The 22106-nt window shown below is 64.2% G+C and carries 25 protein-coding genes and 1 tRNA gene; 14 read left to right on the forward strand and 12 right to left on the reverse strand.

Annotation, left to right across the window (positions count from 1 at the left end; all coding sequences use genetic code 11):
- Window positions 1–108: 108 nt before the first annotated feature.
- The 6 genes from msrB to IP68_RS15930 all read right to left on the reverse strand — a co-directional run bounded on the left by msrB (window position 109) and on the right by IP68_RS15930 (window position 5045).
- Window positions 109–612 (reverse strand): peptide-methionine (R)-S-oxide reductase MsrB, encoded by a 504-nt coding sequence (msrB, locus tag IP68_RS15905; RefSeq protein ID WP_054136001.1) that lies wholly within the window; start codon window positions 610–612, stop codon window positions 109–111.
- Window positions 613–690: 78 nt separating this feature from the next.
- Window positions 691–1929: a cytochrome P450 gene (locus IP68_RS15910; RefSeq protein ID WP_054136002.1), complete on the reverse strand. Its 1239-nt coding sequence runs from the start codon at window positions 1927–1929 to the stop codon at window positions 691–693.
- 284 nt (window positions 1930–2213) lie between these two features.
- Window positions 2214–3686, reverse strand: a complete 1473-nt coding sequence (locus IP68_RS15915) for an ammonium transporter (protein WP_082382435.1) — start codon at window positions 3684–3686, stop codon at window positions 2214–2216.
- Window positions 3687–3701: 15 nt separating this feature from the next.
- Complete coding sequence (locus IP68_RS15920; protein WP_054136003.1) at window positions 3702–4040, reverse strand: P-II family nitrogen regulator; 339 nt, start codon at window positions 4038–4040, stop codon at window positions 3702–3704.
- A gap of 225 nt (window positions 4041–4265) precedes the next feature.
- On the reverse strand, window positions 4266–4475 hold the full coding sequence (locus IP68_RS15925; RefSeq protein ID WP_054136004.1) for a DUF2007 domain-containing protein: 210 nt from the start codon (window positions 4473–4475) through the stop codon (window positions 4266–4268).
- A 6-nt stretch (window positions 4476–4481) separates the two neighbouring features.
- Window positions 4482–5045 (reverse strand): pyridoxamine 5'-phosphate oxidase family protein, encoded by a 564-nt coding sequence (locus IP68_RS15930; RefSeq protein ID WP_054136005.1) that lies wholly within the window; start codon window positions 5043–5045, stop codon window positions 4482–4484.
- A gap of 84 nt (window positions 5046–5129) precedes the next feature.
- Here IP68_RS15930 and IP68_RS15935 point away from each other — a divergent pair, with 84 nt between their 5' ends.
- The 6 genes from IP68_RS15935 to IP68_RS15960 all read left to right on the forward strand — a co-directional run bounded on the left by IP68_RS15935 (window position 5130) and on the right by IP68_RS15960 (window position 9419).
- Window positions 5130–5774 carry a queuosine precursor transporter gene (locus IP68_RS15935; RefSeq protein ID WP_054136006.1) on the forward strand — a complete coding sequence of 215 codons (645 nt, stop codon included), beginning with the start codon at window positions 5130–5132 and terminating at the stop codon, window positions 5772–5774.
- Window positions 5771–6682 carry an acetylglutamate kinase gene (gene argB / locus IP68_RS15940; protein WP_054136007.1) on the forward strand — a complete coding sequence of 304 codons (912 nt, stop codon included), beginning with the start codon at window positions 5771–5773 and terminating at the stop codon, window positions 6680–6682. The genes IP68_RS15935 and argB overlap by 4 nt, the downstream gene beginning before the upstream one ends.
- 90 nt (window positions 6683–6772) lie before the next feature.
- Window positions 6773–7063 (forward strand): YggT family protein, encoded by a 291-nt coding sequence (locus IP68_RS15945; RefSeq protein ID WP_054136008.1) that lies wholly within the window; start codon window positions 6773–6775, stop codon window positions 7061–7063.
- A 60-nt stretch (window positions 7064–7123) separates the two neighbouring features.
- Window positions 7124–8026 carry a bifunctional methylenetetrahydrofolate dehydrogenase/methenyltetrahydrofolate cyclohydrolase FolD gene (gene folD, locus IP68_RS15950; protein WP_054136009.1) on the forward strand — a complete coding sequence of 301 codons (903 nt, stop codon included), beginning with the start codon at window positions 7124–7126 and terminating at the stop codon, window positions 8024–8026.
- Window positions 8026–8802: a hypothetical protein gene (locus tag IP68_RS15955; protein WP_054136010.1), complete on the forward strand. Its 777-nt coding sequence runs from the start codon at window positions 8026–8028 to the stop codon at window positions 8800–8802. The genes folD and IP68_RS15955 overlap by 1 nt, the downstream gene beginning before the upstream one ends.
- Complete coding sequence (locus IP68_RS15960; protein ID WP_054136011.1) at window positions 8799–9419, forward strand: MarC family protein; 621 nt, start codon at window positions 8799–8801, stop codon at window positions 9417–9419. The genes IP68_RS15955 and IP68_RS15960 overlap by 4 nt, the downstream gene beginning before the upstream one ends.
- A gap of 164 nt (window positions 9420–9583) precedes the next feature.
- Here the strand turns inward: IP68_RS15960 and IP68_RS15965 are convergent, their stop codons facing one another.
- The 5 genes from IP68_RS15965 to IP68_RS15985 form a co-directional block, all read right to left on the reverse strand.
- The gene (locus IP68_RS15965; RefSeq protein ID WP_054136012.1) at window positions 9584–9856 is read right to left on the reverse strand and encodes a hypothetical protein; all 273 of its coding nucleotides are present in this window, start codon (window positions 9854–9856) and stop codon (window positions 9584–9586) included.
- A 240-nt stretch (window positions 9857–10096) separates the two neighbouring features.
- Window positions 10097–13633, reverse strand: a complete 3537-nt coding sequence (locus tag IP68_RS15970; RefSeq protein ID WP_054136013.1) for an autotransporter domain-containing protein — start codon at window positions 13631–13633, stop codon at window positions 10097–10099.
- 244 nt (window positions 13634–13877) lie between these two features.
- A complete protein-coding gene (locus IP68_RS15975) occupies window positions 13878–14345 on the reverse strand; it encodes a Dps family protein (RefSeq protein WP_054136014.1) in 468 nt (155 codons plus the stop codon).
- Window positions 14346–14465: 120 nt separating this feature from the next.
- Entirely contained in the window at window positions 14466–15029 is a 564-nt protein-coding gene (locus tag IP68_RS15980; RefSeq protein WP_054136015.1) for a TMEM165/GDT1 family protein, read from the reverse strand.
- A gap of 21 nt (window positions 15030–15050) precedes the next feature.
- Window positions 15051–15392: a hypothetical protein gene (locus IP68_RS15985; RefSeq protein ID WP_054136016.1), complete on the reverse strand. Its 342-nt coding sequence runs from the start codon at window positions 15390–15392 to the stop codon at window positions 15051–15053.
- 259 nt (window positions 15393–15651) lie between these two features.
- Between IP68_RS15985 and rpmG the strand changes: the two genes are divergently transcribed.
- The 5 genes from rpmG (at window position 15652) to IP68_RS16010 (ending at window position 19378) form a co-directional block, all read left to right on the forward strand.
- On the forward strand, window positions 15652–15819 hold the full coding sequence (rpmG, locus tag IP68_RS15990) for a 50S ribosomal protein L33 (RefSeq protein ID WP_017669518.1): 168 nt from the start codon (window positions 15652–15654) through the stop codon (window positions 15817–15819).
- A 99-nt stretch (window positions 15820–15918) separates the two neighbouring features.
- Window positions 15919–16581 (forward strand): outer membrane lipoprotein carrier protein LolA, encoded by a 663-nt coding sequence (locus tag IP68_RS15995; RefSeq protein WP_082382430.1) that lies wholly within the window; start codon window positions 15919–15921, stop codon window positions 16579–16581.
- A 409-nt stretch (window positions 16582–16990) separates the two neighbouring features.
- Window positions 16991–17797 carry an exodeoxyribonuclease III gene (locus IP68_RS16000; RefSeq protein ID WP_054136017.1) on the forward strand — a complete coding sequence of 269 codons (807 nt, stop codon included), beginning with the start codon at window positions 16991–16993 and terminating at the stop codon, window positions 17795–17797.
- 16 nt (window positions 17798–17813) lie between these two features.
- Window positions 17814–18857, forward strand: coding sequence for a GTP cyclohydrolase II (ribA, locus tag IP68_RS16005; RefSeq protein WP_054136018.1), 1044 nt, complete (start codon window positions 17814–17816; stop codon window positions 18855–18857).
- Window positions 18854–19378: a L,D-transpeptidase gene (locus IP68_RS16010; RefSeq protein ID WP_231684087.1), complete on the forward strand. Its 525-nt coding sequence runs from the start codon at window positions 18854–18856 to the stop codon at window positions 19376–19378. Before ribA ends, IP68_RS16010 begins: the two co-directional genes overlap by 4 nt.
- 41 nt (window positions 19379–19419) lie before the next feature.
- Here IP68_RS16010 and thpR read toward each other — a convergent pair whose 3' ends face one another.
- Window positions 19420–19965, reverse strand: coding sequence for an RNA 2',3'-cyclic phosphodiesterase (thpR, locus tag IP68_RS16015; protein ID WP_054136019.1), 546 nt, complete (start codon window positions 19963–19965; stop codon window positions 19420–19422).
- A gap of 120 nt (window positions 19966–20085) precedes the next feature.
- Between thpR and IP68_RS16020 the strand changes: the two genes are divergently transcribed.
- From IP68_RS16020 to IP68_RS16030, 3 genes are all read left to right on the forward strand, one after another.
- Window positions 20086–20835 (forward strand): Bax inhibitor-1/YccA family protein, encoded by a 750-nt coding sequence (locus IP68_RS16020; RefSeq protein WP_054136020.1) that lies wholly within the window; start codon window positions 20086–20088, stop codon window positions 20833–20835.
- A 269-nt stretch (window positions 20836–21104) separates the two neighbouring features.
- The gene (locus IP68_RS16025; protein WP_156318202.1) at window positions 21105–21908 is read left to right on the forward strand and encodes a hypothetical protein; all 804 of its coding nucleotides are present in this window, start codon (window positions 21105–21107) and stop codon (window positions 21906–21908) included.
- Window positions 21909–21996: 88 nt separating this feature from the next.
- A tRNA-Ala gene (locus IP68_RS16030) sits at window positions 21997–22072 on the forward strand.
- Window positions 22073–22106: the final 34 nt, after the last annotated feature.

The raw sequence follows: 22106 nt of genomic DNA on the forward strand, positions 1-22106 counted from the left end.
AGGGGCAGCGGGATCGTACATTTCGGGCGGGGAGCGCACACTCGCTTCCCCTCCACCATTCGCTTCGCGAACGGTCCCCCTCCCCGAGACAAGCTCGGGGAGGATTTTTTACGCCTTGCCCACCCGGAACAGCATGGCATCGCCGTTCATGCAGTAGCGCAGCCCCGTGGGCTTGGGGCCGTCCTCGAAGACATGCCCCAGATGCCCGCCGCAGCGCCTGCAGTGGACCTCGGTGCGCGGATAGCCCAGCAGGCGGTCGGTGCTGGTCCCCACGGCCTTGGGCAAAGGCGCATAGAAGCTGGGCCAGCCGGTGCCGCTGTCGAACTTGGTTCTGGATGAAAACAACGGCAGCTGGCATCCGGCGCAGATGAAGGTGCCGGCGCGCTTTTCCTTGTCGAGCGGGCTCGAGAACGGCCGCTCGGTGCCTTCGGTGCGCAGGACGTAATACTGGTCCGCGGTCAGCTGGCGCTTCCATTCGGCGTCAGTCCTGGTGATCTCGAACTTGCCCTTGGGCTTCGCGCTGGCGCCGCCGAGCGTGAACGATCCCAGCCCGAACAGGCCTATCCCTGCCGCGCCGAGCAACCCGCGTTCAAAGAAGGTGCGTCTGTCCATATCCTGTCATCCCGTGTCCGTGCCCGGTCTGTTCGACCGGAGCACGATCACAGTTACGCCGGATCAGCCGATTCGGCTTCAATATTTGCTCAGTTGCACCTGCATCGAGCGATAGCCGTGGACGAAGCAGGCGCGCACCCGCTCGGGTTCGGCGAGCACATTCACCCGCATCCGGCGCTTGGCCATTTCCTCGAGCAGGATCGCAATCTGCAGCTCGGCCAGCCGCGCACCGACGCAGCGGTGGATGCCATAGCCGAACGCCAGATGCCGCCGCGCGTTCTCGCGATCGACGATGATGCTGTCGGCGTCGTCGAACACGGTCTCGTCGCGGTTGCCCGAGATGTACCACAAGGCAAGCTTGTCGCCTTTCTTGATGGTCTTGCCGAACAGGTCGTAATCGGCGAGCGCGGTGCGGCGCATATGCGCTAGCGGGGTCTGCCAGCGGATGATTTCCTGCACCGCATTGGGGATCAGGCTCGGGTTCTGCTCGAGCTTCTCGCGCTGCTCGGGGAACTGGTGCAGGCCATAAGCGAGGCCCGACATCGAGTTGCGGGTGGTGTCGTTGCCGCCGACGATCAGCAGGATGAGGTTGCCCATGAACTCGAGCTCGTCCATCTCCGCCATCGCGTCCGAATGGATCATCATCGAGATCAGATCGGGGGTCGGTTCGGCGTTGATCTTGGCGTCCCACAGATTCTTGAAATAGGCGCCCATCTCGTAGAGGTGCTTCAGGCGTTCGGCGCGCAGCTCTTCGGAGTGCACCAGCTCGATGTCACCTGCCCAGTCGGACCATTCGGTGAGCTTGCGGCGGTCGGCCCAGGGGAAATCGAACAGGATCGCGAGCATCTGCGTGGTGAGCTCGATCGACACGGTGTCGACCCAGTCGAACGGCTTGTCCCAGGGCAGGGTATCGAGCAGCTCGGCGGTGCGCATGCGGATATCGTCGGACATCCGCTTCATTTCCGACGGCGTGAACGCGGGCGCGACGGTGCGGCGCTGGCCGGTGTGCTTGGGCCGGTCCATCGCGATGAACATAGGCATGATCAGCTCGGTGCCGTCATCGATCCGGTCGGCGAGCGTGATGCCGCCGAACTCATAGGATGACGAGAAGATCTCGGGCAGCGCCTCGACGTGCTGGATCGCCTTGTGGCTGGTGACGTTCCAGAAATCGCCGAACGATCCGCCCTGGGTCCAGTGGATCGGATCGTGCGCGCGCAGCTGTGCAAACGGTTCCTGCCAGCGGTCTTCGACATACCATGAGGCATCGCTCATGTCGTAGGTCAGCTCGGCGCCGGGGTCTTTGAAAACGGTGGCCATGGCTCTCTCCTTGCGTGTCGCAATATGACCGGGATGCGATGAGCCCGGCGGCGCCGCTGTTTTGGCGGTCTGCTTGAAAGTCTCACCTTACTGACAGCTTTGTCAATACAGTTTTGATATGCAACGCAGATCGAAGGTTGCAGCGCTGCGACGACCCGCGCGGCGCGGACACAAAAAATGGCCGGGATGTTGCCACCCCGGCCTTGAGTTGTCAGTTCGCAGGAGGAACCTCTGGAGGTCTGTGGCGCGGCTAGCGGTTCGCGCCACAGACCAAACTTGAAAACTCAGTAATTGTAAGCCCGTTCGCCATGCTCGGCGATGTCGAGACCAGCCTGCTCGACCTCTTCTGTGGGGCGCAGACCGATGGTGAACTTGAGGGCGTAGAACAGGATGGCCGAGACCACGCCGGACCACAGGATGGTGATGCCCACCGCCTTGATCTGGGTGATGACCTGGGCGGCCATGTCGTATTCGCCGACCGCTGCCGGGAACACGGTGTAGTCGAAGAAGCCCTGTCCGCCGAGCGCCGGGTCGGCGACGATGCCGGTGCCGATGGCGCCGACAATGCCACCGATGCAGTGGACGCCGAACACGTCGAGCGAGTCGTCATAGCCCATCTTGTTCTTCACCGTGGTGACGAAGAAGAAGCAGACGATCGAGGCTGCAAAACCGAGCAGGATCGAGGTCATGGGAGCGGCCAGGCCCGAAGCCGGGGTGATCGCGACCAGACCGGCGACGGCGCCTGTGGCAGCACCCAGCAGCGAGGGCTTCTTGTGGACGATCTGTTCGATCACGGCCCAGGCAACGGTGGCAGCGGCGGTGGCGACGAAGGTGTTGATGAAGGCAACCGCGGTGACGCCGTTGGCTTCCAGGTTGGAGCCGGCATTGAAGCCGAACCAGCCCACCCACAGCAGCGAAGCGCCGATCATGGTCATCACCAGCGAGTGCGGCGGCATGTTTTCGGTCTTGTAGCCAAGGCGCTTGCCGATCACGAGGCAGCCGACAAGGCCTGCGATGCCGGCGTTGATGTGAACCACGGTGCCGCCAGCGAAGTCGAGCGCGCCCATGCCCCACAGGAAGCCGGTGTCGGTGGGTGCATCAGGCAGAAAGTCCGGGCCCGCCCAGTACCACACCATGTGCGCGACCGGGAAATAGCACAGGGTCAGCCACAAAACGGTGAAAATGATCAGCGGGGTGAACTTGATGCGCTCTGCAAACGCGCCGACGATCAGCGCCGGTGTGATGCAGGCAAAGGTCATCTGGAAGATCACGAACGCTAGTTCGGGGATGTAGACGTTGTTCGAGAAGGTTGCGGCGAAGGTGGTGCCATCGACCCCTGCGAGGAACATCTTGTCGAAACCGCCGACGAAGGGCGAGCCGCTGGTGAAGGCCATGGTATAGCCCCAGCTGACCCAGACCAATGCGGCCACCGAAACGATGGTCAGCACCTGCATCAGCACCGACAGCATGTTCTTGGTGCGAACTAGGCCACCATAAAACAGTGCGAGGCCCGGGATCGACATCATCAGCACCAGCACCGACGAGATCAGCATCCAGGTGGTGTCGCCCTTGTCGACCATGCCGGCCATCTGCTCGACGGTCGGCGCCTTGATCGGGCCTTCCGCAACGGCTTCGGCGACGGCGGGCGCGGCTTCAGCGACCTGTTCGGCCACCTCCTGCGCCCAGGCCTGCGCCGATACGAAAAACGAAAGCGCGGTCGTCCCGACAACAGCGCCAATCTTGTGCAAAGGTTTCATCATTCCCCCTTCCCCTTACAGTGCCGTGTCGCCGGTCTCGCCGGTGCGGATGCGCGTGGCCGCCGCGAGGTCGAGAACGAAGATCTTGCCGTCACCGATGGAATCCGTGTTTGCCGCCGCCTGGATGGTTTCGACCACCTGAGGCGCGATATCGTCGCTCGCCGCGATCTCGATCTTGAGCTTGGGCACCATGTTGGTGGTGTATTCGGCGCCGCGATAGATTTCGGTCTGGCCCTTCTGGCGGCCAAAGCCCTTCACCTCGGTCACCGTCATGCCGGCAATACCGAGGCTGGTCAGCGCTTCGCGGACCTCGTCCAGCCGGAACGGCTTGATGATGGCTATGATGAATTTCATTACGCCCCCTTTTGTAATTTTGTTGCGAAGCCTAGCCTCGTCATCGCCCGAATGCTACGCAAGCGACGTGCCAAGTCCGGGAATCCGGGGAATCCTAATGAATCGCTAACTGCGCGCCGGGGGGTTCAGTTCAAAATTTGTGCAACTGCGAAAGGGTGCGCAATTTTTAGGCACAGAGCATGCTGCATTTGCACAAAAAGACGGCGCCCGTTGCGGCGCCGCGGGTCAGGCCTCGCCCAGCTGCTCCAGCACCGCGCGGGCGCGCGCGGCATCTTCAGGCAGCACCATCAGCCGCGCAGGGGTCATGAACCCCAGGCCAAGTCCTGCCATGCCGCCGTCGAAGATGTGGGCCTCGATGCCCTCTGCGCCCAGCGTCAGCCGGGCCATCTCGGCCTCGATCCGGTCGGCATATTCAGCAATGGCCTTGAGGCTCACGCGGGTTCAGCCCTCGACATCGGTGAAGAACCGGGTCGTCGGGGTGGTGGGCAGGCCATCGATCGACCGGGTACGCTTGGCGGTCTTGGCCAGCCAGGCATCGGGCTTGCTCTGGCGGTGCGCTTTTTTCAGCGTCTCGCGTTCGCGATCGAACTCCATCACCGGCACGCCCCAGCCGCAGCTGGTCTGCACGCTGTCGACCGTGATGTCGAAGATCTGCCGGGTGCCCGGAAGGATGGTGAAGTGCGCAGCCAGCGCATCCCAGTCGGCATCCTGCGGCAGCACGGGGCGGCCGCGCCCGTAGATGCGCAGGATCAGCGCGGGGTTTTCGAACGCGCAGAACATGATGGTGATACGGCCATCGGCGACCAGATGCGCGTGCGTCTCGTTGCCCGATCCGCCCAGATCGAGATAGGCGGCGCGCGTTGGGGAGAGCACGCGGAATGCATCATAGCCCTTGGGGCTGAGGTTGATCCGCGCGTTGTCCGCCGCGGTGGCCACGAAGAACACCGGCTGGCGGGTGATGAAGGCGATGTGCTTTTCGCTCAGGGCGTCGCTGAAGTCTGACATGGCGCCAGTGTGCGGGAACATGCAGCGGCGCGCAAGTGCGTCCCCCCTTCCCTGCGCCTGCAAAAGCCATTACGGCTCCTGCCCATGACATCTGCTCCAGCCGCCGCAAACTCCGGCATTCCGCGCTCGCTTTACGTGTTTTCCGTCTTCTATGGCGGCATGGTGTGCCTGGCGGGCGTGCTCGGCAACAAGCAGGTCTCGATCGGCCCGCTGGCAGTCGAGGCGGGCATTTTCGCGTTTCTGCTGCTGGTCGTGGTCTCGAGCGCGATCGCCGAACTGCACGGCCGCGACACCGCAAACAGCCTGGTCAAGTTCGGCTTCGTGCCGCTGCTGTTCGCCATGGCGCTGTCGTGGATCGTCTATGCGCTCCCCGCCTCGCCCGACATGGCGCCCGAGAATGCCGATGCCATCCAGCTGATCCTCGGCGCGACGGGACGCATCTGGGCGGCGGGCGTGTGCGCTTATGGCGTCTCGCAGTTCCTCAACGTCTATATCTTCTCGCGGCTGCAGAACATGCCGGGCCGCTGGCTGGCGGTGCGCGGGGTGATCGCGTCCGCCCTCTCGCAGATCGTCGACACGCTGATCTTCGTCACCATCGCCTTTTACGGCGTATTCCCGATCGGCCAGCTGCTGATCGGCCAGATGGCGGCCAAGGTCGCGCTGTCGATTGCGCTGGTGCCGTTCCTGATTGTGTTCTTCGTCCGTCTGGGCAAAAGGCTCGACGCATGACCGACCATCAAGATTCTGGCCACATCCACGACCCCGCGCTGCTCGCCAAGGCAGAGACCCTCACCGAGGCGCTGCCGTTCATGCAGCGTTATGCGGGCAAGAGCTTCGTCGTCAAATATGGCGGCCATGCGATGGGCGACCCCGAGCTGGCGCGCGACTTTGCCGAGGATATCGTCCTGCTCAAGGCGGTGGGCATCAACCCCGTCGTCGTGCATGGCGGCGGACCACAGATCGGCGCGATGCTCAAGCGCGTCGGCGTGCAGTCGCAGTTCGTCGACGGGCTGCGCGTCACCGACCAGGAGACCGCCAACATCGCCGAAATGGTGCTGGGCGCGATCAACAAGGAGCTGGTCACCTGGATCGCGGCCGCGGGCGGCAAGGCGATCGGCATCAGCGGCAAGGACGCAGGCTTCGTCCGCGCGAGCAAGGTCGAACGCACCGTGCGCGACCCCGACAGCAACATCGAGCGCGCGATCGACCTCGGCTTTGTCGGCGAGCCGGAAGCCATCGACTGTTCGGTGCTCAAGACGATATCGGACGCAGGCATGATCCCCGTTGTCTCGCCGATCGGCGTGGGCGCCGACGGACAGACCTACAACATCAACGCCGACACCATGGCAGGCGCGGTCGCAGCGGCGTTGGGCGCATCGCGATTGTTCCTGCTCACCGATGTCGCAGGCGTGCTCGACAAGGCCAAGCAGCTGCTCTCCGACCTGACTCCTGCCGACATTGCTGCATTGCGCGCCGACGGCACGATCAGCGGCGGCATGATCCCCAAGCTGGAAACCTGCGTCCATGCGGTCGAACAGGGCGTGGATGCCGCGGTTGTCCTCGATGGACGGGTTCCGCATGCCATGCTGCTGGAAATCTTCACCTCGCGCGGGGCAGGTACGCTGATCCGGGCCTGATGGACTCGAGCCGAAAGGCCCGAGCCGTTTTAGTCTTGTAATACACCCAAGTTCGCCCTAGATATCGGGCAACGCCATAATGAGAGACCTATGCAGATCCTGCTCGAAATCCTGGACATAGTGCTAACGGTGGTGACCTGGTTCATCATCATCCAGATCGTGCTGTCCTGGCTGGTCGCATTCAACGTTGTCAGCATGCAGAACGATCTGGTCCGCCAGATGGTCGAATCGCTCAATCGGATCACCGAACCGCTGTTCCGCCCGGTGCGCAAGATCATGCCCGATCTCGGCATGATCGATCTGGCGCCGATGGTGGTGCTGCTGGTGATCATGATCGTCCAGCGCTCGATCATCCCGCGGCTGTGGGTCCAGTTCGCCTGAGCTGCGCAAATCCGCGCTCTGCTGTGGCAATGACGCGCATTTGACGTTAGAGCGGCGGGCATGACAGCCCGTAACATCGCCAGCATCATCGACGGCAAGGCCTTCGCGGCCGGCTTGCGCGCGCGCCTCGCCGCGCTTGTCCCAGATTTCGTGCGAGCCACGGGCCGCGCGCCCGGTCTTGCCGTGGTGCTGGTCGGCGACGACCCGGCAAGCCAGGTCTATGTCCGCTCCAAGCACAAGGCGACGGTCGAGGCCGGGATGCTGAGCTTCGAGCATCGTCTGTCCGCCGACACCACCCAGCAGGCGCTGCTCGATCTGGTCGCAACGCTCAACGGCGACGATGCGGTCGATGGCATTCTCGTCCAGCTGCCATTGCCTGCGCATATCGACGACAAGGCGGTGCTTGCGAGCATCGATCCGGCCAAGGATGTCGACGGCTTTCATGTCGTCAACGCGGGCAAGCTCGCCGTGGGTGAAGACGCGCTGGTCCCGTGCACGCCGCTGGGATCGCTGATTCTGCTGCAGGATGTGCTCGGCGATCTTTCGGGCCTGCACGCGGTGGTGATCGGCCGATCGAACATCGTCGGCAAGCCGATGGCGCAGTTGCTGCTTCAGCAGAGCTGCACCGTCACCATCGCGCACAGCCGGACGCGGGATCTGCCCGCGATCGTGCGGCTGGCCGATATCGTCGTTGCCGCGGTGGGCCGCCCCGAGATGGTGCGCGGCGACTGGATCAAGCCGGGTGCGACGGTGATCGATGTCGGCATCAACCGCGTGCCGGGGGCCGAGCAGGGCAAGACCCGGCTGGTGGGCGATTGCGCCTATGACGACTGCGCCGCCGTGGCAGGCGCGATCACGCCGGTCCCCGGCGGGGTCGGCCCGATGACCATCGCCTGCCTGCTGCGCAACACGCTGGTCGCGGCATCGCGCCGCGCGGGTATCGCCGCGCCGGAGGGCTTGTGATGAGCGCTGTGCAAACCCTTTCTCGGCAGGCGCTGCTGTCGCTGGCCGTCGCCATGGTGCTGACCCCGATCGCCGCATCCGCCCAGCAGGGTCCACCCCGCGGCGACCGGCGCGGGCCGCCGCCACGGCCCGAGGGGCAATCCTATGCCAATTCGAGCGCGGTGCTGGTTGCCGAGATCGCCTTTGCGCGTCTGGCGCAGGACAAGGGCCAGTGGACCGCTTTTCGGGAAACCGCATCTGCCGATGCCGTGATGTTCGTCGACCAACCGGTGCTCGCGCAGAGCTGGCTCAAGGGCCGCGCCGATCCGGCGCAAGCGGTCAAATGGCAGCCGCAAAAGCTGTTCATGGCGTGCGATGGCCGCACCGGAGCCTCGACCGGCGCATCGCAATTCCCCGGCGGCGCGGTGGGTTACTACACAACCGTCTGGCAGAACCTGGAAAAGCCGCGCGCCAAGAAGGCCGACTGGAAATGGGTGCTCGACCATGGTGCCATGCTGGCTGCTCCGCGCGCGGGCGACGAGATGATCTCCTCGCGCACCGCCGTGTGCACCGGTGAACCCAGGAAGCTGCTCCAAGGCGTTCAGATGGGACCGCTGGCCAAGGGTGACGCGATCGCCGCGCCCACCGCCAGCGGCGCGCGCGCGTCGGCTGACGGCACGATGGTCTGGCGCTGGGATGTGCGCGCAGATGGCAGCCGCACCGTCACCATCGACCTGTGGAACGGCACCGGCTTCGATACCGTGGTGCGCGACGATGTTCCGGCAGGTGCGGCATGATCGAGCTTTTCGTTTCCGCCTTCATCACCCTGTTCGTGGTGATCGATCCCCCGGGTTGCGCGCCGATTTATGCCAGCATGACCACCGACGCCAATGCGCAGCAGCGCCGCAGCATGGCCATCCGCGCGGTGATCGTGGCGGGCGGCATCCTGCTGGTGTTCGCGCTGTTCGGCGAGGCTTTGCTGTCCTCGCTGCACATCGAACTCAACAGCTTCCGGATTGCAGGCGGCATCATGCTGTTCCTGATCGCGCTCGACATGGTGTTCGAAAAGCGCACCGAACGCCGCGAACAGCGCGCGCAGAAGGTGATCGAAACCCCGGAGATCGAGGATGTGTCGATCTTCCCGATGGCGATGCCGATGATCGCCGGCCCCGGCTCGATCGCTTCGGTCATGCTGCTGGTGTCGCAGAACAGCGGCCTCGACCGCGCGCTGACGATCCTCGCCGCACTGCTCGCGGTGCTGCTGCTGACCCTGATCGCGCTGCTCACCGCAGGCCCCCTGATGAAGCTGCTCGGCGCCAAGGCGGAGGCTGTGATCACCCGCCTGCTCGGCGTGCTGCTCGCGGCACTGGCCGCGCAGTTCGTTATCGATGGGTTGCGAGCGAGTTTTCAGTAGGGTGGCTGGACGGTGTCGAAGCAGCATACGGCCCTGTTTCTTACCCCAGACTATCCGCCTCCGCCCATTCCTGAAACAGGTCAGGACAGAGCGGTGGAGGACCGCTTTCGAGCTGGGCTGGAAAAAAGCTGCCCGTCTGCAAGCGACCCCGTTGCGGTCGTTACTCAATCGAACGCCGGTAAGTCGAACGCCTCGCCCGCAGCATCTTTTGGTGGAGCGCCGATGGTAGTCACGAAGCCGTATTGCCAACCCGTTTGGCCAAGAACGACTTCGTGCGCCTCGAACCCTTCTGGATAGTCTCGAAACCCGGGTTTGTCCTTCAGAGCTTCGATGGCGGCCTCTGCTTCAAAACGACTGGCGTAAATCCCGATATGAAGTTCCGTATCCTCGCGATCGTCGTATTCGCGGGTGAACCAAAGGTCATAAACGATTGTCATAGCCGGTCTTTATCACGCCCGGTCGGAAAGCAACAGCGGCAGCAAACCACCCAAATTCGGCCGCCCCAAGTGCAACCAAAATGCACCGAAAGCGGTCATACCGGACGTAAAACACTGGAGATTTGCCACTCCAAGGCTGGCTTCGTTCCATGCATCTGGAGTTTCCACCTCTCCAACGGAAAAGCCCGCCAGCCTTTCGGCTGACGGGCTTTTTCTTGAGGCTTGCGCCCGGGCTGGTGCTTAGAAGCGAACCAGCGCCGAGAGCGAGTACTGCTGTGCCTGGAAGTCCTGACGGCCCACCGTGGTGTCGATCGACGCGGTGAACTCGAAGGTCGGCTGCGCGATGGTCAGGCCGACGCCTGCTTCGCCCCAGCTGTTGTCATCCGAGCGATAGGCGAACGGGAAGCGGCCGGTGGTGCTGCCTGCGAAGTTGGCACCGAAGAACGCATCGCCGTCCATCGCGTCATAGACGAAATCGGCATAGATATAGGGCCGGAAGACCGCGGTCTTCTTGGCGCTGGCCGAAATGCCGGTGCGGATCTGGAGGCTGTCGAACTTGTTGCGATCGATATCCAGAGCCGGACCGCCACCGGTTTCACGCACATCGTCAAAGCCGATATACTGATACTGGGCAGCAACCCGCGGGGTGATCACCATCGCTTCGGTGACGATCGGAGCCGACATGCCGAGTTCTGCGGTGATCGCCAGGCTGTCGTCGCTCGAGGCCAGGTTGAACAGGCCGGCACCCACCACGACGGTGCGGGCGGTATCGACCTTGAACGTGCCTGCGCTCACCCGGCCATCGAACACCAGACCGCTCTTGGTGGTCACGGCGCCGTAGACGCTGCCTTCGATCAGCTCACCGGCCACGGCCTGGCCGCGGACGACGCTGCTGTCGACATCCGAATAGCCGCCCGAGATACCCAGCACCACGCCATCGCGCGGCAGATATTCAAGGCCGGCGACCACGAAGAAGCCGTCGAACTTGTCGTCGCGGTTGGGCGTCAGCGCGGTGGGCATCGGCGAGGACTTGCCGTTGAGATAGCCACCGCCGAGATAGATCGCGAAATCGCTGTTGAGCGAGGTCGAATCCATCACGGTTTCCTGGCTGTCCTGGCCGGCCGAAGCGGCTGCCAGAGCGCCGGGCAGTGCCACACCGCTGGTCGCGGTGGCGGCAAGGTTCAGCGGCTGGCCGATCATCGCGATCGTGCCACCGGCATCGCCCGAAAGCGAGGACTGCAAGCGGGTGCGGTGGAAGCGCGAGGTGCTCGACAGCACGGCTTCACCCAGGCTCAGACGAGCCGATTCGGTGAACGGCGCCAGCGCTTCGAAGGTCGACTGGATCTGCGAAGCCGACATCAGATCGGTGCGCAGATAGACGTCCGCGAAGTTGCGCTCTGCGCTGCGGTTGCTGTCGAGAATGCCCGCATAGGAGCGCTGCACCAGCGAGAACGGATCGATCACGTTGCGATACTGACCCGCAGTGATCCGCATGTCGACGGCGTTGGCGCTGGTGGTCAGCACCGGGGTCAGGATCGCGCTGATCGGCGCGGCTGAGTTGAACCCTGCACTGATGGTGCCGCCGGTGGTGACGATGCGATAGGTATCACCGTTCTTGATGGTGTACCCGGCGACCGGCGAGACGATCACGCGGCCCCCGAGGCTTGCCGATCCGGTGATCGCCAGACGATCCGACACGCCGGCGCCGACATCGACCAGATACTGCGTGGCCGAGGACAGGATGGCGTTGCCGTCGATCGTCAGCGTGCCGATCGTTCCGGCGTTGCCGGTTGCGCCCGGCGAGATCGTTCCGGCGACGCTGGTGAAGAACGGTGCCCGGAGGGTTCCGGTGCCGCTCAGTCCGCCTGCCATCAGGAAGTAATCCCCGACCGAGGTCAGCCTGCCGTTGATCTGCATCGAGCCGATGGTCTGCGTCACGTCGATCAGGCTGGTAAGCGAGCCGGTCGAGGTGATGTTCAGCGCGGCCGACACGCCGTTCAGGCGGAAGCGGTCGATGGTGACCGCCGTGTCGAGCGTGGTTGTGCCGGCAGCCGCCAGGGTGACGTCGAAGTAACGCGGCAGCACACCGGTGGCGCGATTGCCGGCGCTGTTGTTGGGCACGAAATTGGTCGCGCCCGGCAGGCCGTTGGCGATGGTGGCCGGCGGCAGCGGGATGCTTGCCGAGCTGACCGGATCCGACGGGCTGATCTGCGCGCTGATCTGCGCGGACGCGGCGGCGCCTTCGATCACCGCTTCACCGATACCGCTGGTCAAGTTCGCGGTGCCGGCATTGTCGCCGATACCATCGGTGCCGATCGGCTTCTGCTCGACCGTGGTGCGACCGTTGCTGAAGTCGACGCATTCGCTCGAGCCACCGGACTGGAAGCATGCCTGACCGAACTTGCCGCTGATATCCACCGTGGTTCCGCCAGCCGAGGTCGGCGTACCGTTGATGAGCTGGCCGTTGGGGCCGATGATGAAGTAGTTGGGGTCCTGCGACGTGATCCAGTGGGTGGGATCGGTCCAGTTGCGGTTTCCGGCTGCAGCGGTGACGTAGCGATAGGGATTGTTCTCGGCAATCCAGTCCCAATACAGATACAGCGGCTGATAGAAGGACGCGGTTCCGAAGCTGTTGGCAGGCTGGCCGTTGAAGAAGCGGGTATAGCCGCCCGACAGCACGCCGATGATGACTTCGCGCGCAAAGGTGCGATCGAGGATCAGCGGGCCACCCGAGTCGCCGCCTGCGGTGTTGCCTTCACGGGGAAGGGCATTGTCGCGGAAGGCGTTGAAGTCGAACGGGCTGGCCGCCGACGTGCCACGCCGCGGATCATCGAAATCGATCCAGTACAGGTTCTGCGGCAGACCGGCAGGCGCCGCACCGAACAGGAAGGACGTGAAGTCATCGAGCGAGGTGAGCGCGCCCAGCCAGTTTTCCGCCGTACGGCGACGGAAATCGATCGGAAGTGTACCCGAGGTACCGGTGCCATTGCCGCCATAGCCGGCAAGATTGACATGGTAGCCGGTGCCGCTTGCTGCGGTGATCGCGCTAGGCTGGGGCAGCTGCGACAGCAGCAGCGACCAGGTCGGAATGCCGACCGCCGGGGTGTCGAGCGATGCGACTGCAACGTCGGCATAGCGAAAGCCGTTGCCCGGCTCGACCGAGCGGGGGTGATAGGCAACCGCATTGACGTTGTACAAGGCCTGCGCGGTGTTGGTCTGGAACCGGCCCTGACCATTGGTGCCCAGCAGCCAGCGAACCAGCTCGTCGACCTCGCCCGGCGCGTTGGCGCGGGTGTTGGTTTCGAAACCGAAAGCGATGCCGACGCCGCCCGAATTGGCGCCATAGGCCGTGGCAGCGCGGCTGTTGACGCAGTGCGCGGCGAACAGGATGGTGCGCGGGTTGATCAGCGAACCGGTGCAAAGGCCGACGCCGCCATTGCCGTTGTCGACAACCATCTGCGCGATGCCCGTGATGTTGACCGGATCGCGCGCCGTGATGGGGGTGTTGGGGTTGGCGATCAGAATTTGCGGATCGAGCTGGGCGGCGTCGATATCCAGACGCACCGTCTGGAGGTCAAGGCCGCCCGTGGTGATGCTGCTGGTCAGATCGAAATGCGGGGCGAGGCCGTCCGAGACAAGCGCGTTGCGCACATCCGAAGCGGCGCTGGCGTTGGCTTCGATGGCGGCGGCAGGCGCGGCGGCCAGCGCAACTGCCAGCGCCGTCGCGGCTACGCCGCTACTGATCGCCTTTTGCAAACGTGCATTCCTGTTGGTCATTATCATCCCCTGAAAAACTTTGCGTTGTTCAGGAAATTAGCTTGCGCTGAATTAAACGCAACGCGGCGCGGCGCGGGGCATTAAGATTGTGTGACAGTGTTGCCGTCTGGACACATTTTCTTGCGCGTCGGCGCGATAAAGGCCTGCAAACGTTAACCTTCAGGCGCCCCCACCCCCATATTCAGGGGGGTGGGTGGCTCCTGAGATCCGGCACGGCGTGTTGCAGCCGTGCATCAGCGAGAGTTTACTTGCCCAGCGTCTCGGTCAGGAACCAGGCACGTTCCTGCGCCTGGTCGGTCCAATCGTCGACGATGCCATCGGTGGCATTGTCGCCGGCATCACCCGCCAATTCCTTGACCTCGCGCAGCTTGGCGACAAACGCCAGATTGTCGTCACGCAGCTCCTTGAGCATCGCCTCGGCCGCCACGCCCGATTTGTCGTTGTCGGCAATCGTCTGGCGCTTGGCGATGTCGCCGATAGAGGTCAGCGTGCGGTGGCCGTTCTTGCGCACCCGCTCGGCGATCGCATCGGTGATTGCGAGGATCTGCGTGGCGTGGTCATCGAGCAGCAGGTGATAGTCGCGGAAATGCGGCCCGGCGACGTGCCAGTGGAAGTTCTTGGTCTTGAGATACAGCGCAAAGCTGTCCGCCAGCAGACCGTTCATGGCATCCGCCAGCGCCTTGCCTGCATTGTCGCCCTTTTTATTTCCCATGACGTGTCTCCTGTTGCTGTGAATTGGCTGATGTTAACATAGGTTGTGATGCCGCAATTGGCATGACAATTTCTTGCGTTACTGTGATCGCAAGGCTCGCAGCGCGTGCTGCGGGGACGGCTACACCAGCCCGAAGGCGCTCAGCGCCAGCAGGATGCCGAGTGCCGCGATGCACAGCCCCGCGCCGATCCGCACCGGACGCAGCGGCCAGCGGGCAAGCTCGTCCTGCCACACGACCCCCGGGAGCAGCCCGATGACGGTTCCCGCCGCCCCGCCCAGCAGCGGCCACAGCGCATCATGGCTGCGCGCCGCTGTCGCTGCGACGATGAACTGCCCCTTGTCGCCGAACTGCAGGATCATCACCCCGAACAGCGTCGTGAAGAACGGTCCGATGCGCCAGCCCTGCAACAGATCGACCGGCCTGCGCCAGCCGAGCATGCCCAGCCCGGCAAACAGCAGCGACAGCGCATAGAACAGCGAAAGCGCATCGCGGCTGATCCAGTCGCCCACCACCTGGCCGCCGATCGCTGCGATCGCGGCCCCCGCGACGCTCGCCGCCGCCACTGCCGCGATCAACGGCGCGCGCCGGTCGAATTGCATCGCGAGGCCTGCGCACAGCAGCTGGCTGCGATCGCCTGTCTGGACGATGGCAGTGAGCAGCAATGTCGTGACAAAGGCTTCCATCAGCGCGGACGATAGCGCAAATCAGCGTGCCCCGCGCACCGCGATCGAGGCCAGCACCGCTGCGCGCATGTCGGCGTTGCCGCAGTCGCTGGCGATCGCCTCGTCCATCGCATCGAAATAGTGCCGTGCCATCGTCCGGCTCCAGCCATTGGCGAGCAGATGCTCCAGCCCGTGCGCCAGATCGCTGACACACGGCATGGCGTTGCTGTCGGCGATGCGGCGCATCCGGTCGATCTGGACGGCAAGCTCGGCGCGCGAAACCCGCCAGGCAATCGCGCGGACATGGCCCGCCTGCATGCGCAGCTGCTGGCGCGCCAGCTTCAGCCGGTCTTCCGTGCTGTCCGATGCTGCCGGGTCCTGCATAACCGCTCCTGCTGTCCGCCTGTGATGCTGCACAGTGTCACAGCTGGGTTAATTTTTGGGCAAGGCTGATCGTGCGGCGGCAGGCGGCCTGTGCGGGGCACCGTGCTTGACAAGCCGGGGGCGTTGCGGCAAGGGCGGCGCTCGCATATTCAGGGCGGCCATTTGTGCCGCTCTTTGTGTTTCTGATTCGCTTAAATTTCCGGTGTCCGGCGCAGGCCGTGCACCATCGCAACATCATCCAAACCCAAAGGAACAGGTCATGGCCAAGCCAGCCACTGTGAAAATCCGCCTGGTCAGCACCGAAGGCACCGGCTTCTTCTATGTCACCAAGAAGAACCCGCGCAACACCACCGAGAAGATGAGCTTCCGCAAGTACGATCCCGTCGCGCGCAAGCACGTCGAGTTCAAGGAAGCCAAGATCAAGTAATCTTGGGTGCGCACGCCCGATGAACCGGCAATTCAGCGCCGGTTCAATCGGCTGCGCCCAGGGGCTTGGGGTTCCTTCCTAGATGAAAGCCCGCCCCAGATGCTGAAGTTCCGGTTCCGTCCCATCGCCGCCGCGCTGCTCGCGACCTCCATGGTCGCAGCGCCGCTTGCCCTGCCCCAGGCTGCCATCGGCCAGGCAGGCCAGCAGGCAAACCCCGGCGGGGATCTGGCGCAGGTGTCCCGGCACCTCAAGGCGATGCAGTCGCTGCGCGCCGGCTTCACCCAGACCGATCGCACCGGCCAGACGCTCAGCGGCACGCTGACGCTCAAGCAGCCGGGCAGGATCCGCTTCGAATATCAGAAGGACGCGCAGCTGCTGATCGTCAGCGATGGCCGCGCGCTCACGATGATCGACTATCAGGTCAAGCAGGTTCAGCGCTGGCCGATCCGCAACTCGCCGCTGGGCGCGCTGCTCGATCCTAATCGCGATCTCACCAAATACGGCAAGCTTCTGCAGACCAACGACCCCGATGTCGTCAGTGTCGAGGTGCGCGATCCCAAGCGCCCCGAATATGGGGTGATCACGCTGATCTTCACGCGCAGCGGTGCGGCGCCGGGCGGATTGTCGCTGGTCGGCTGGGTCGCGCTCGATTCGCAGAACAAGCGCACCACCATCCGCCTGTCTGGCCAGCAGTACAATGTCGCGGTTGCCGACAGCGCGTTCGCCTGGACCGATCCGCGCGCAAAGGGCCCGCGCCGCTAGGCTTGATCTCCTTATAATAGGTCATCGTCATTCCCGTGGAGGCGGGAACCCCGCTTGAATCCGAACGGCGCGAAGAAAGGCGGGACCCCCGCTTGCGCGGGGGTGACGACGAAGAATTTATCAGCACATCGCCAGCGCAGACGAACCGCCTTTACCGTTCGACGAACTGCGAAAGCCTCGCAAATCTGTTCACATGGCAGACAGGCTTGGCTGACTAGAACGGTTTTCGAAGACGGCGCCAAGGTTTCCCCCTGTTACCTTGACGAACCACCGGCTTCAACCAAGCGTGACGAACGCAAAAAAGAACCCTCGTTCCAATGCCCCCGGGACGAGGGTTTTTTGCGCTCTTTTCCGCCGACCGGAGTGTTTAGGGCTTGGGTTTGCGCACATCGCTGGCTAGAGCCTTGCCATGGCAACCCCCCTCAAGATCGCATCATGGAACATCAACTCGGTCCGTTTCCGGCTGGACTCGGTGCAGCGTTTTCTGGCTGAGGAACAGCCCGACATCCTGTGCCTGCAGGAGACTAAGGTCATCAACAACGACTTTCCCGAGGGACCCTTCCGCCAGCTTGGCTACAACTTCCAGAAGCTGAACGGCCAGCCGATGCATCACGGCGTGGCCATCATCGCCAAGGTGCGGCTGAGCGACGACAACCGGCTCGACTGGCAGGCCAATGGCGAGGCGCGGCACATCGGCGTCAACATAACCGGCCCGCTGGGCGGCACCGTGCGGCTGGAGAACGTCTATGTTCCGGCCGGCGGCGAGATTCCCGACCGCAACGTCAGCCCCAAATTCGGCCAGAAGCTCGATTTCATCGAGCGGATGACGCAATGGTCGAGCGGCCTGACAGGTCGCACCATCATCCTGGGCGATTTCAACATCGCCCCGCTGGAAGATGACGTGTGGAGCCACAAGCAGCTGATCAACACCGTCAGCCATACGCCGATCGAGATCGAGCGGCTGAAGGCGATGCAGGATGCGCACAACTGGGTCGATATCGGCCGCAAATTCTATCCCGCGCCCGAACGGCTGTTCACGTGGTGGAGCTATCGCGCGCGCGACTGGTCGGTGTCCGATCGCGGCCGCAGGCTCGACCATATCTGGGTGTCGCCCGACATCGTCGAAACGGTCAAGAGCCACCGCGTGGTCGAGCCCTGCCGCGGCTGGCCCCAGCCCTCCGACCACGCCCCGCTGATCAGCGAGTTCCTGTTCTGATGGAGCCTGCCATCTCATGAACGCGCGCGCTGCGGCCCGGGCGCTCGATGCGCTGGCCCGGGGCTGGGATATCATTGTCGATGCGCCCGACGGGCAGTTGGCCCTGCGTCCGGTTGAAACCGGCGCGGCGCCCGAAGCTGCCCAGCCGCGGCTGCTGATCTCCGCAGCACGAGCGATCACACTCAAGCTTGCCAACCAGAAGGACGCAGCCCGGCCCGATGCGCCGGTGTGCATCGCGGTGCCAGGCGCGCTCGATTCGGCGCTGGCGGTGGCGATCGCCGATCCCTCGCTCGATCTGTCCCGCCCGATGAAGGGGCCGTTCGCCGCGCAGCCGCTGCCAGCTCCTGAGGCCGCAGAGGCCGCGATGCAGCTCGCGCGGCTGGCGGGGCTGCTTCCGGCCTATCATATCCTGACCGAGGCAGAGGCCGAGGCGCCCCGTGTTACCCCAGCCGATGTTGCCGCATACGCCGACCCCACCACGCTGCGCATCGCCGCACGCGCGCGGCTGCCGGTCAGCGCCAGCGACACCGCCGAGATCGTCGCCTTCCGCTCGGACGCCGATTTTCACGAACATGTCGCGCTGATCGTCGGCACCCCCGACGACAGCCTACCGGTGGTGCGGCTGCACTCCGAATGCCTGACCGGCGACGTGCTGGGCAGCCTGAAATGCGATTGCGGCCCGCAGCTGCACGGCGCGCTGCACGCAATGGCGCACGCGCAATGGGGCATCCTGCTCTATCTGCGTCAGGAAGGCCGCGGCATCGGGCTGATCAACAAATTGCGCGCCTATCAGCTGCAGGATCAGGGCTTCGATACGGTCGATGCCAACAACCGGCTGGGCTTTCCGACCGACGCGCGCGATTTCGCGGTGGCCGCGCAGATGCTCAAGGCGCTGCATGTCCCCGCGATCCGGCTGATGACCAATAACCCCGAAAAGCAGGCGGTGCTCGCCAGCCTGGGCGTGACCATCGCCGAGCGGCTGCCGCTGCAGATTCCCGCCAACCCCCACAACGCGCACTATCTGGTCACCAAGCGCGACCGGACCGGGCATCAGTTGTGAGCGACACCATCCGCGTCGATGCCCAGGCGCTGACGGTGACCCTGGACGACTGGCAGGTTCCCTGCAGCATCGGCCGCAGCGGGGCGTGCGCTGCCGATGCCAAGCGCGAGGGCGATGGCTGCACGCCGCTGGGCCGCTGGCCGATTCGCGCGGTGCTGTTTCGCCCCGGCCGCGCCACCCCGCCGCCGGGCCTTGCGCTGCCGTGGCGCTGGACCTCGCCGGGCGATGGCTGGTCGGACGATCCTGCCGACCCCGCCTACAACCGCCCGGTGCGCCTGCCCCACGGCTTCAGTGCCGAGACGCTGCAGCGCGAGGACATGCTGTACGACGTGGTGCTGGTGCTGGGCCACAACGATACGCCGCCGGTGCCCGGCGAAGGCAGCGCGATCTTCTTCCATCTGTGGAACGAGGCGAAACCGGCGACCGAGCGCAGCACCGAAGGCTGCGTGGCGATTGCGCGAAGTGACATGGACGCGCTGCTGCCGAAGTTGAAGTCGGGAACGGTCGTGGAGATCGGGTAGATTTGCGCTTCCTTGAACCCTCCTCCGTTCCGGGGAGTATCTTAGCCTGTCATCCTCACCTCGAACACCGGCTCATAGACGCTGCCGTCGCGGCCCATATGGCTCTCCATCAGCACCAGCTGGTCGAAGGCGAACATGTCAGCCGGCAACAGCGGCTGCGCGCCCAGCCAGGCGGCGAGCTGGTCGGGCGGGGGCGCCATGGTCCGCGCGAACCGGGCGAGCGTGATGTGCGGAACGTATTTGCGCCCTTCCGGCTCGAGCCCGATGCCGACGCACAGCCGGTCCAGCCGTGCATGCAACCTCTCCAGCGGATCGCGCGGCGAAAGGCCTGCCCAGAGCTGGTCGACCCGGTCGCGCCGATCAAAGAACCCGAAACCGTCGAGCCGCGCCTCGATACGCGCGAACCGCTCGCGGCGCAGCGCGAGCATCAGCGCGTCGGTGGCGTGGCGATCGACATCGCCGATGAAACGCAGCGTCACGTGCAGCTGTGCATCGCTCTGCCAGCGCGCGCCGGCAAGCGCGTGCATGGTGGCGAGCAGGCTGCGGCGGACCTCCACCGGCGGGACAAGAGCAAGGAACAGGCGCATGGTTAAGCAGTTCCGTAGCAAAGCACGACGAACAGAACACCGGTTTCGCTTGAAATTCCCGTGGTGAAGGGTGATATTGTGTCCATCCGGCAACTATGCCGGGCAAAGGAGAATTTTTCGATGGCTGACCGTTTTGATCCTCGTACGACGGATCGACTTCGTGCCGGTTCGTTCGATGCGCAACAGGGTGTGGGAGCCAGCGCCGCAACGGATGCTGGCCTGCGTTCCTATATGCTGTCCATTTACAACTACATGACCAGCGGCATCCTGCTGACCGGCGTTGTCGCGCTGCTGTTTGCCCAGTCGGGCATGGCCGCGCAGATCATGTTCGGCCCCGGCCTGATGAAGTACCTGATCATCTTCTCGCCGCTCGCGATTGTCTTCGCGATGAGCTTCGGCATGAACAAGTTCTCGACCGCCGCCCTTCAGGCGATGTTCTGGGGCTTTGCGCTGCTGATGGGCCTGAGCATGTCGACGGTGTTCCTGGTTTATACCGGTGAAAGCGTCGCGCTGGCGTTCTTCTCGACCGCAGCGGCGTTCGCGGGGCTAAGCCTGTTCGGCTACACCACCAAGAAGGACCTCACCGGTTGGGGCAGCTTCCTGATCATGGGTCTGGTCGGCCTGATCGTCGCCAGCCTGCTCAACATCTTCCTCAAGTCGTCGGTGATGGGTCTGGTCATCAGCTATGCTGCGGTGCTGATCTTCGCAGGCCTCACCGCCTATGACACCCAGCGTCTCAAGAGCACTTATGCCTATGTCGCCGGAACCGACATGATGGGCAAGGTGGTCATCATGGGCGCGCTGAGCCTCTATCTCAACTTCATCAACATGTTCCAGGCGCTGCTGAGCATCATGGGCAGTCGCGACTGATTGCCCGGAAAGCCCTGGAACACTGACAACCCGGCGGAGCAATCCGCCGGGTTTTTTTGTCTGCCATTGTCATGCTGCGCGGTCGGCGCCCGGCTCGGCCGGTCGCTCGAGGGACTCGCCTCGTCGCAGCTGCGGCTCGCCCTTTGCTGCCGGCCATTTCACGGTTCACCGTTTTGGTGTTGAGATCGTCGCTTGGCGGGCATAGAATCATGCTTAAGAGAACGCGGCGGGACACATGTCCCTGCGCGCGCCACCAGGAGAAACAGCAAATGGCACGTATGGGCCTCAACCGTGCAGCAGCCTTGGCCATCGCGGCCGGCATGACCACCGTGATTTCGGCCTGTGGCGGCGCCAAGCCCGCGCCGGTCGCGGTTGCCCCGCCGCCGCCGCCGGTGGTTGTCGCCCCGCCGCGCATGCCCAGCCCGCCCTCGAACGCGATGCTGGCGATGACCGTGCCGGCGCTGCGCGCCGACGGCCTGCGCGATACGCCAATGCGCGATATCGATGACAACGAGAAATTGTGGTATTTCCGCGCCGCGTTCAACGTCGCTGCGCTCAACTGCCAGAACCCCCAGCATTTCCGCATCGCCGACGATTACAACCTGTTCCTGAAGACCCACAAGCGCGAGCTCGACCGGGTGAACAGAATCGTCGAGGAAACGTACCGCAAGCGCCATGGCGCAGGCTATGCCCGCATCCGCGATACCGAAAACACCCAAGTTTACAATTTCTTCGCCTTCCCGCCGACCAAGAACGACTTCTGCGAAGCCGCCCTGGTGCTGGGCCAGGAAGCCGCAGCGATCCCGTCCAAGGATCTGGTCGCTTTCGGAGCGCGCGCGCTGCCGACGCTGGAGGGCGTTTTCGACCGCTTCTACGCATCCTATGAAGGCTATCAGACCGACCTGCAGAAGTGGATCGCGCTGTACGGCAGCCCCGAGATGCGCGCTGCGCAGGCCGCACAGGCCGCACAGGCCAGCGGCATGGTCCAGCCCACCAACGCATCGGGCACCGCGCCTGCGGCAGCCTCCAATCCGCCGGTACTGCCGACGATCCTGCCCTCCAGCGGCGACTGACCGGCACGCGCGCGCCGCATTTTCCGGCTGGATCCGTGGCGGGCGAGCCAGTATATCGCCTGCACCGGATTTTTCCGCCGGACGATCAGGGGCCGTAGCTCAGTTGGGAGAGCGCGTCGTTCGCAATGACGAGGTCAGGGGTTCGATTCCCCTCGGCTCCACCAGCCCCGCCCGCACAGGTGCGGGCGGCTGACCTGG

It is taken from the genome of Blastomonas sp. AAP25 (assembly GCF_001295965.1).
Taxonomy (GTDB): domain Bacteria; phylum Pseudomonadota; class Alphaproteobacteria; order Sphingomonadales; family Sphingomonadaceae; genus Blastomonas; species Blastomonas fulva.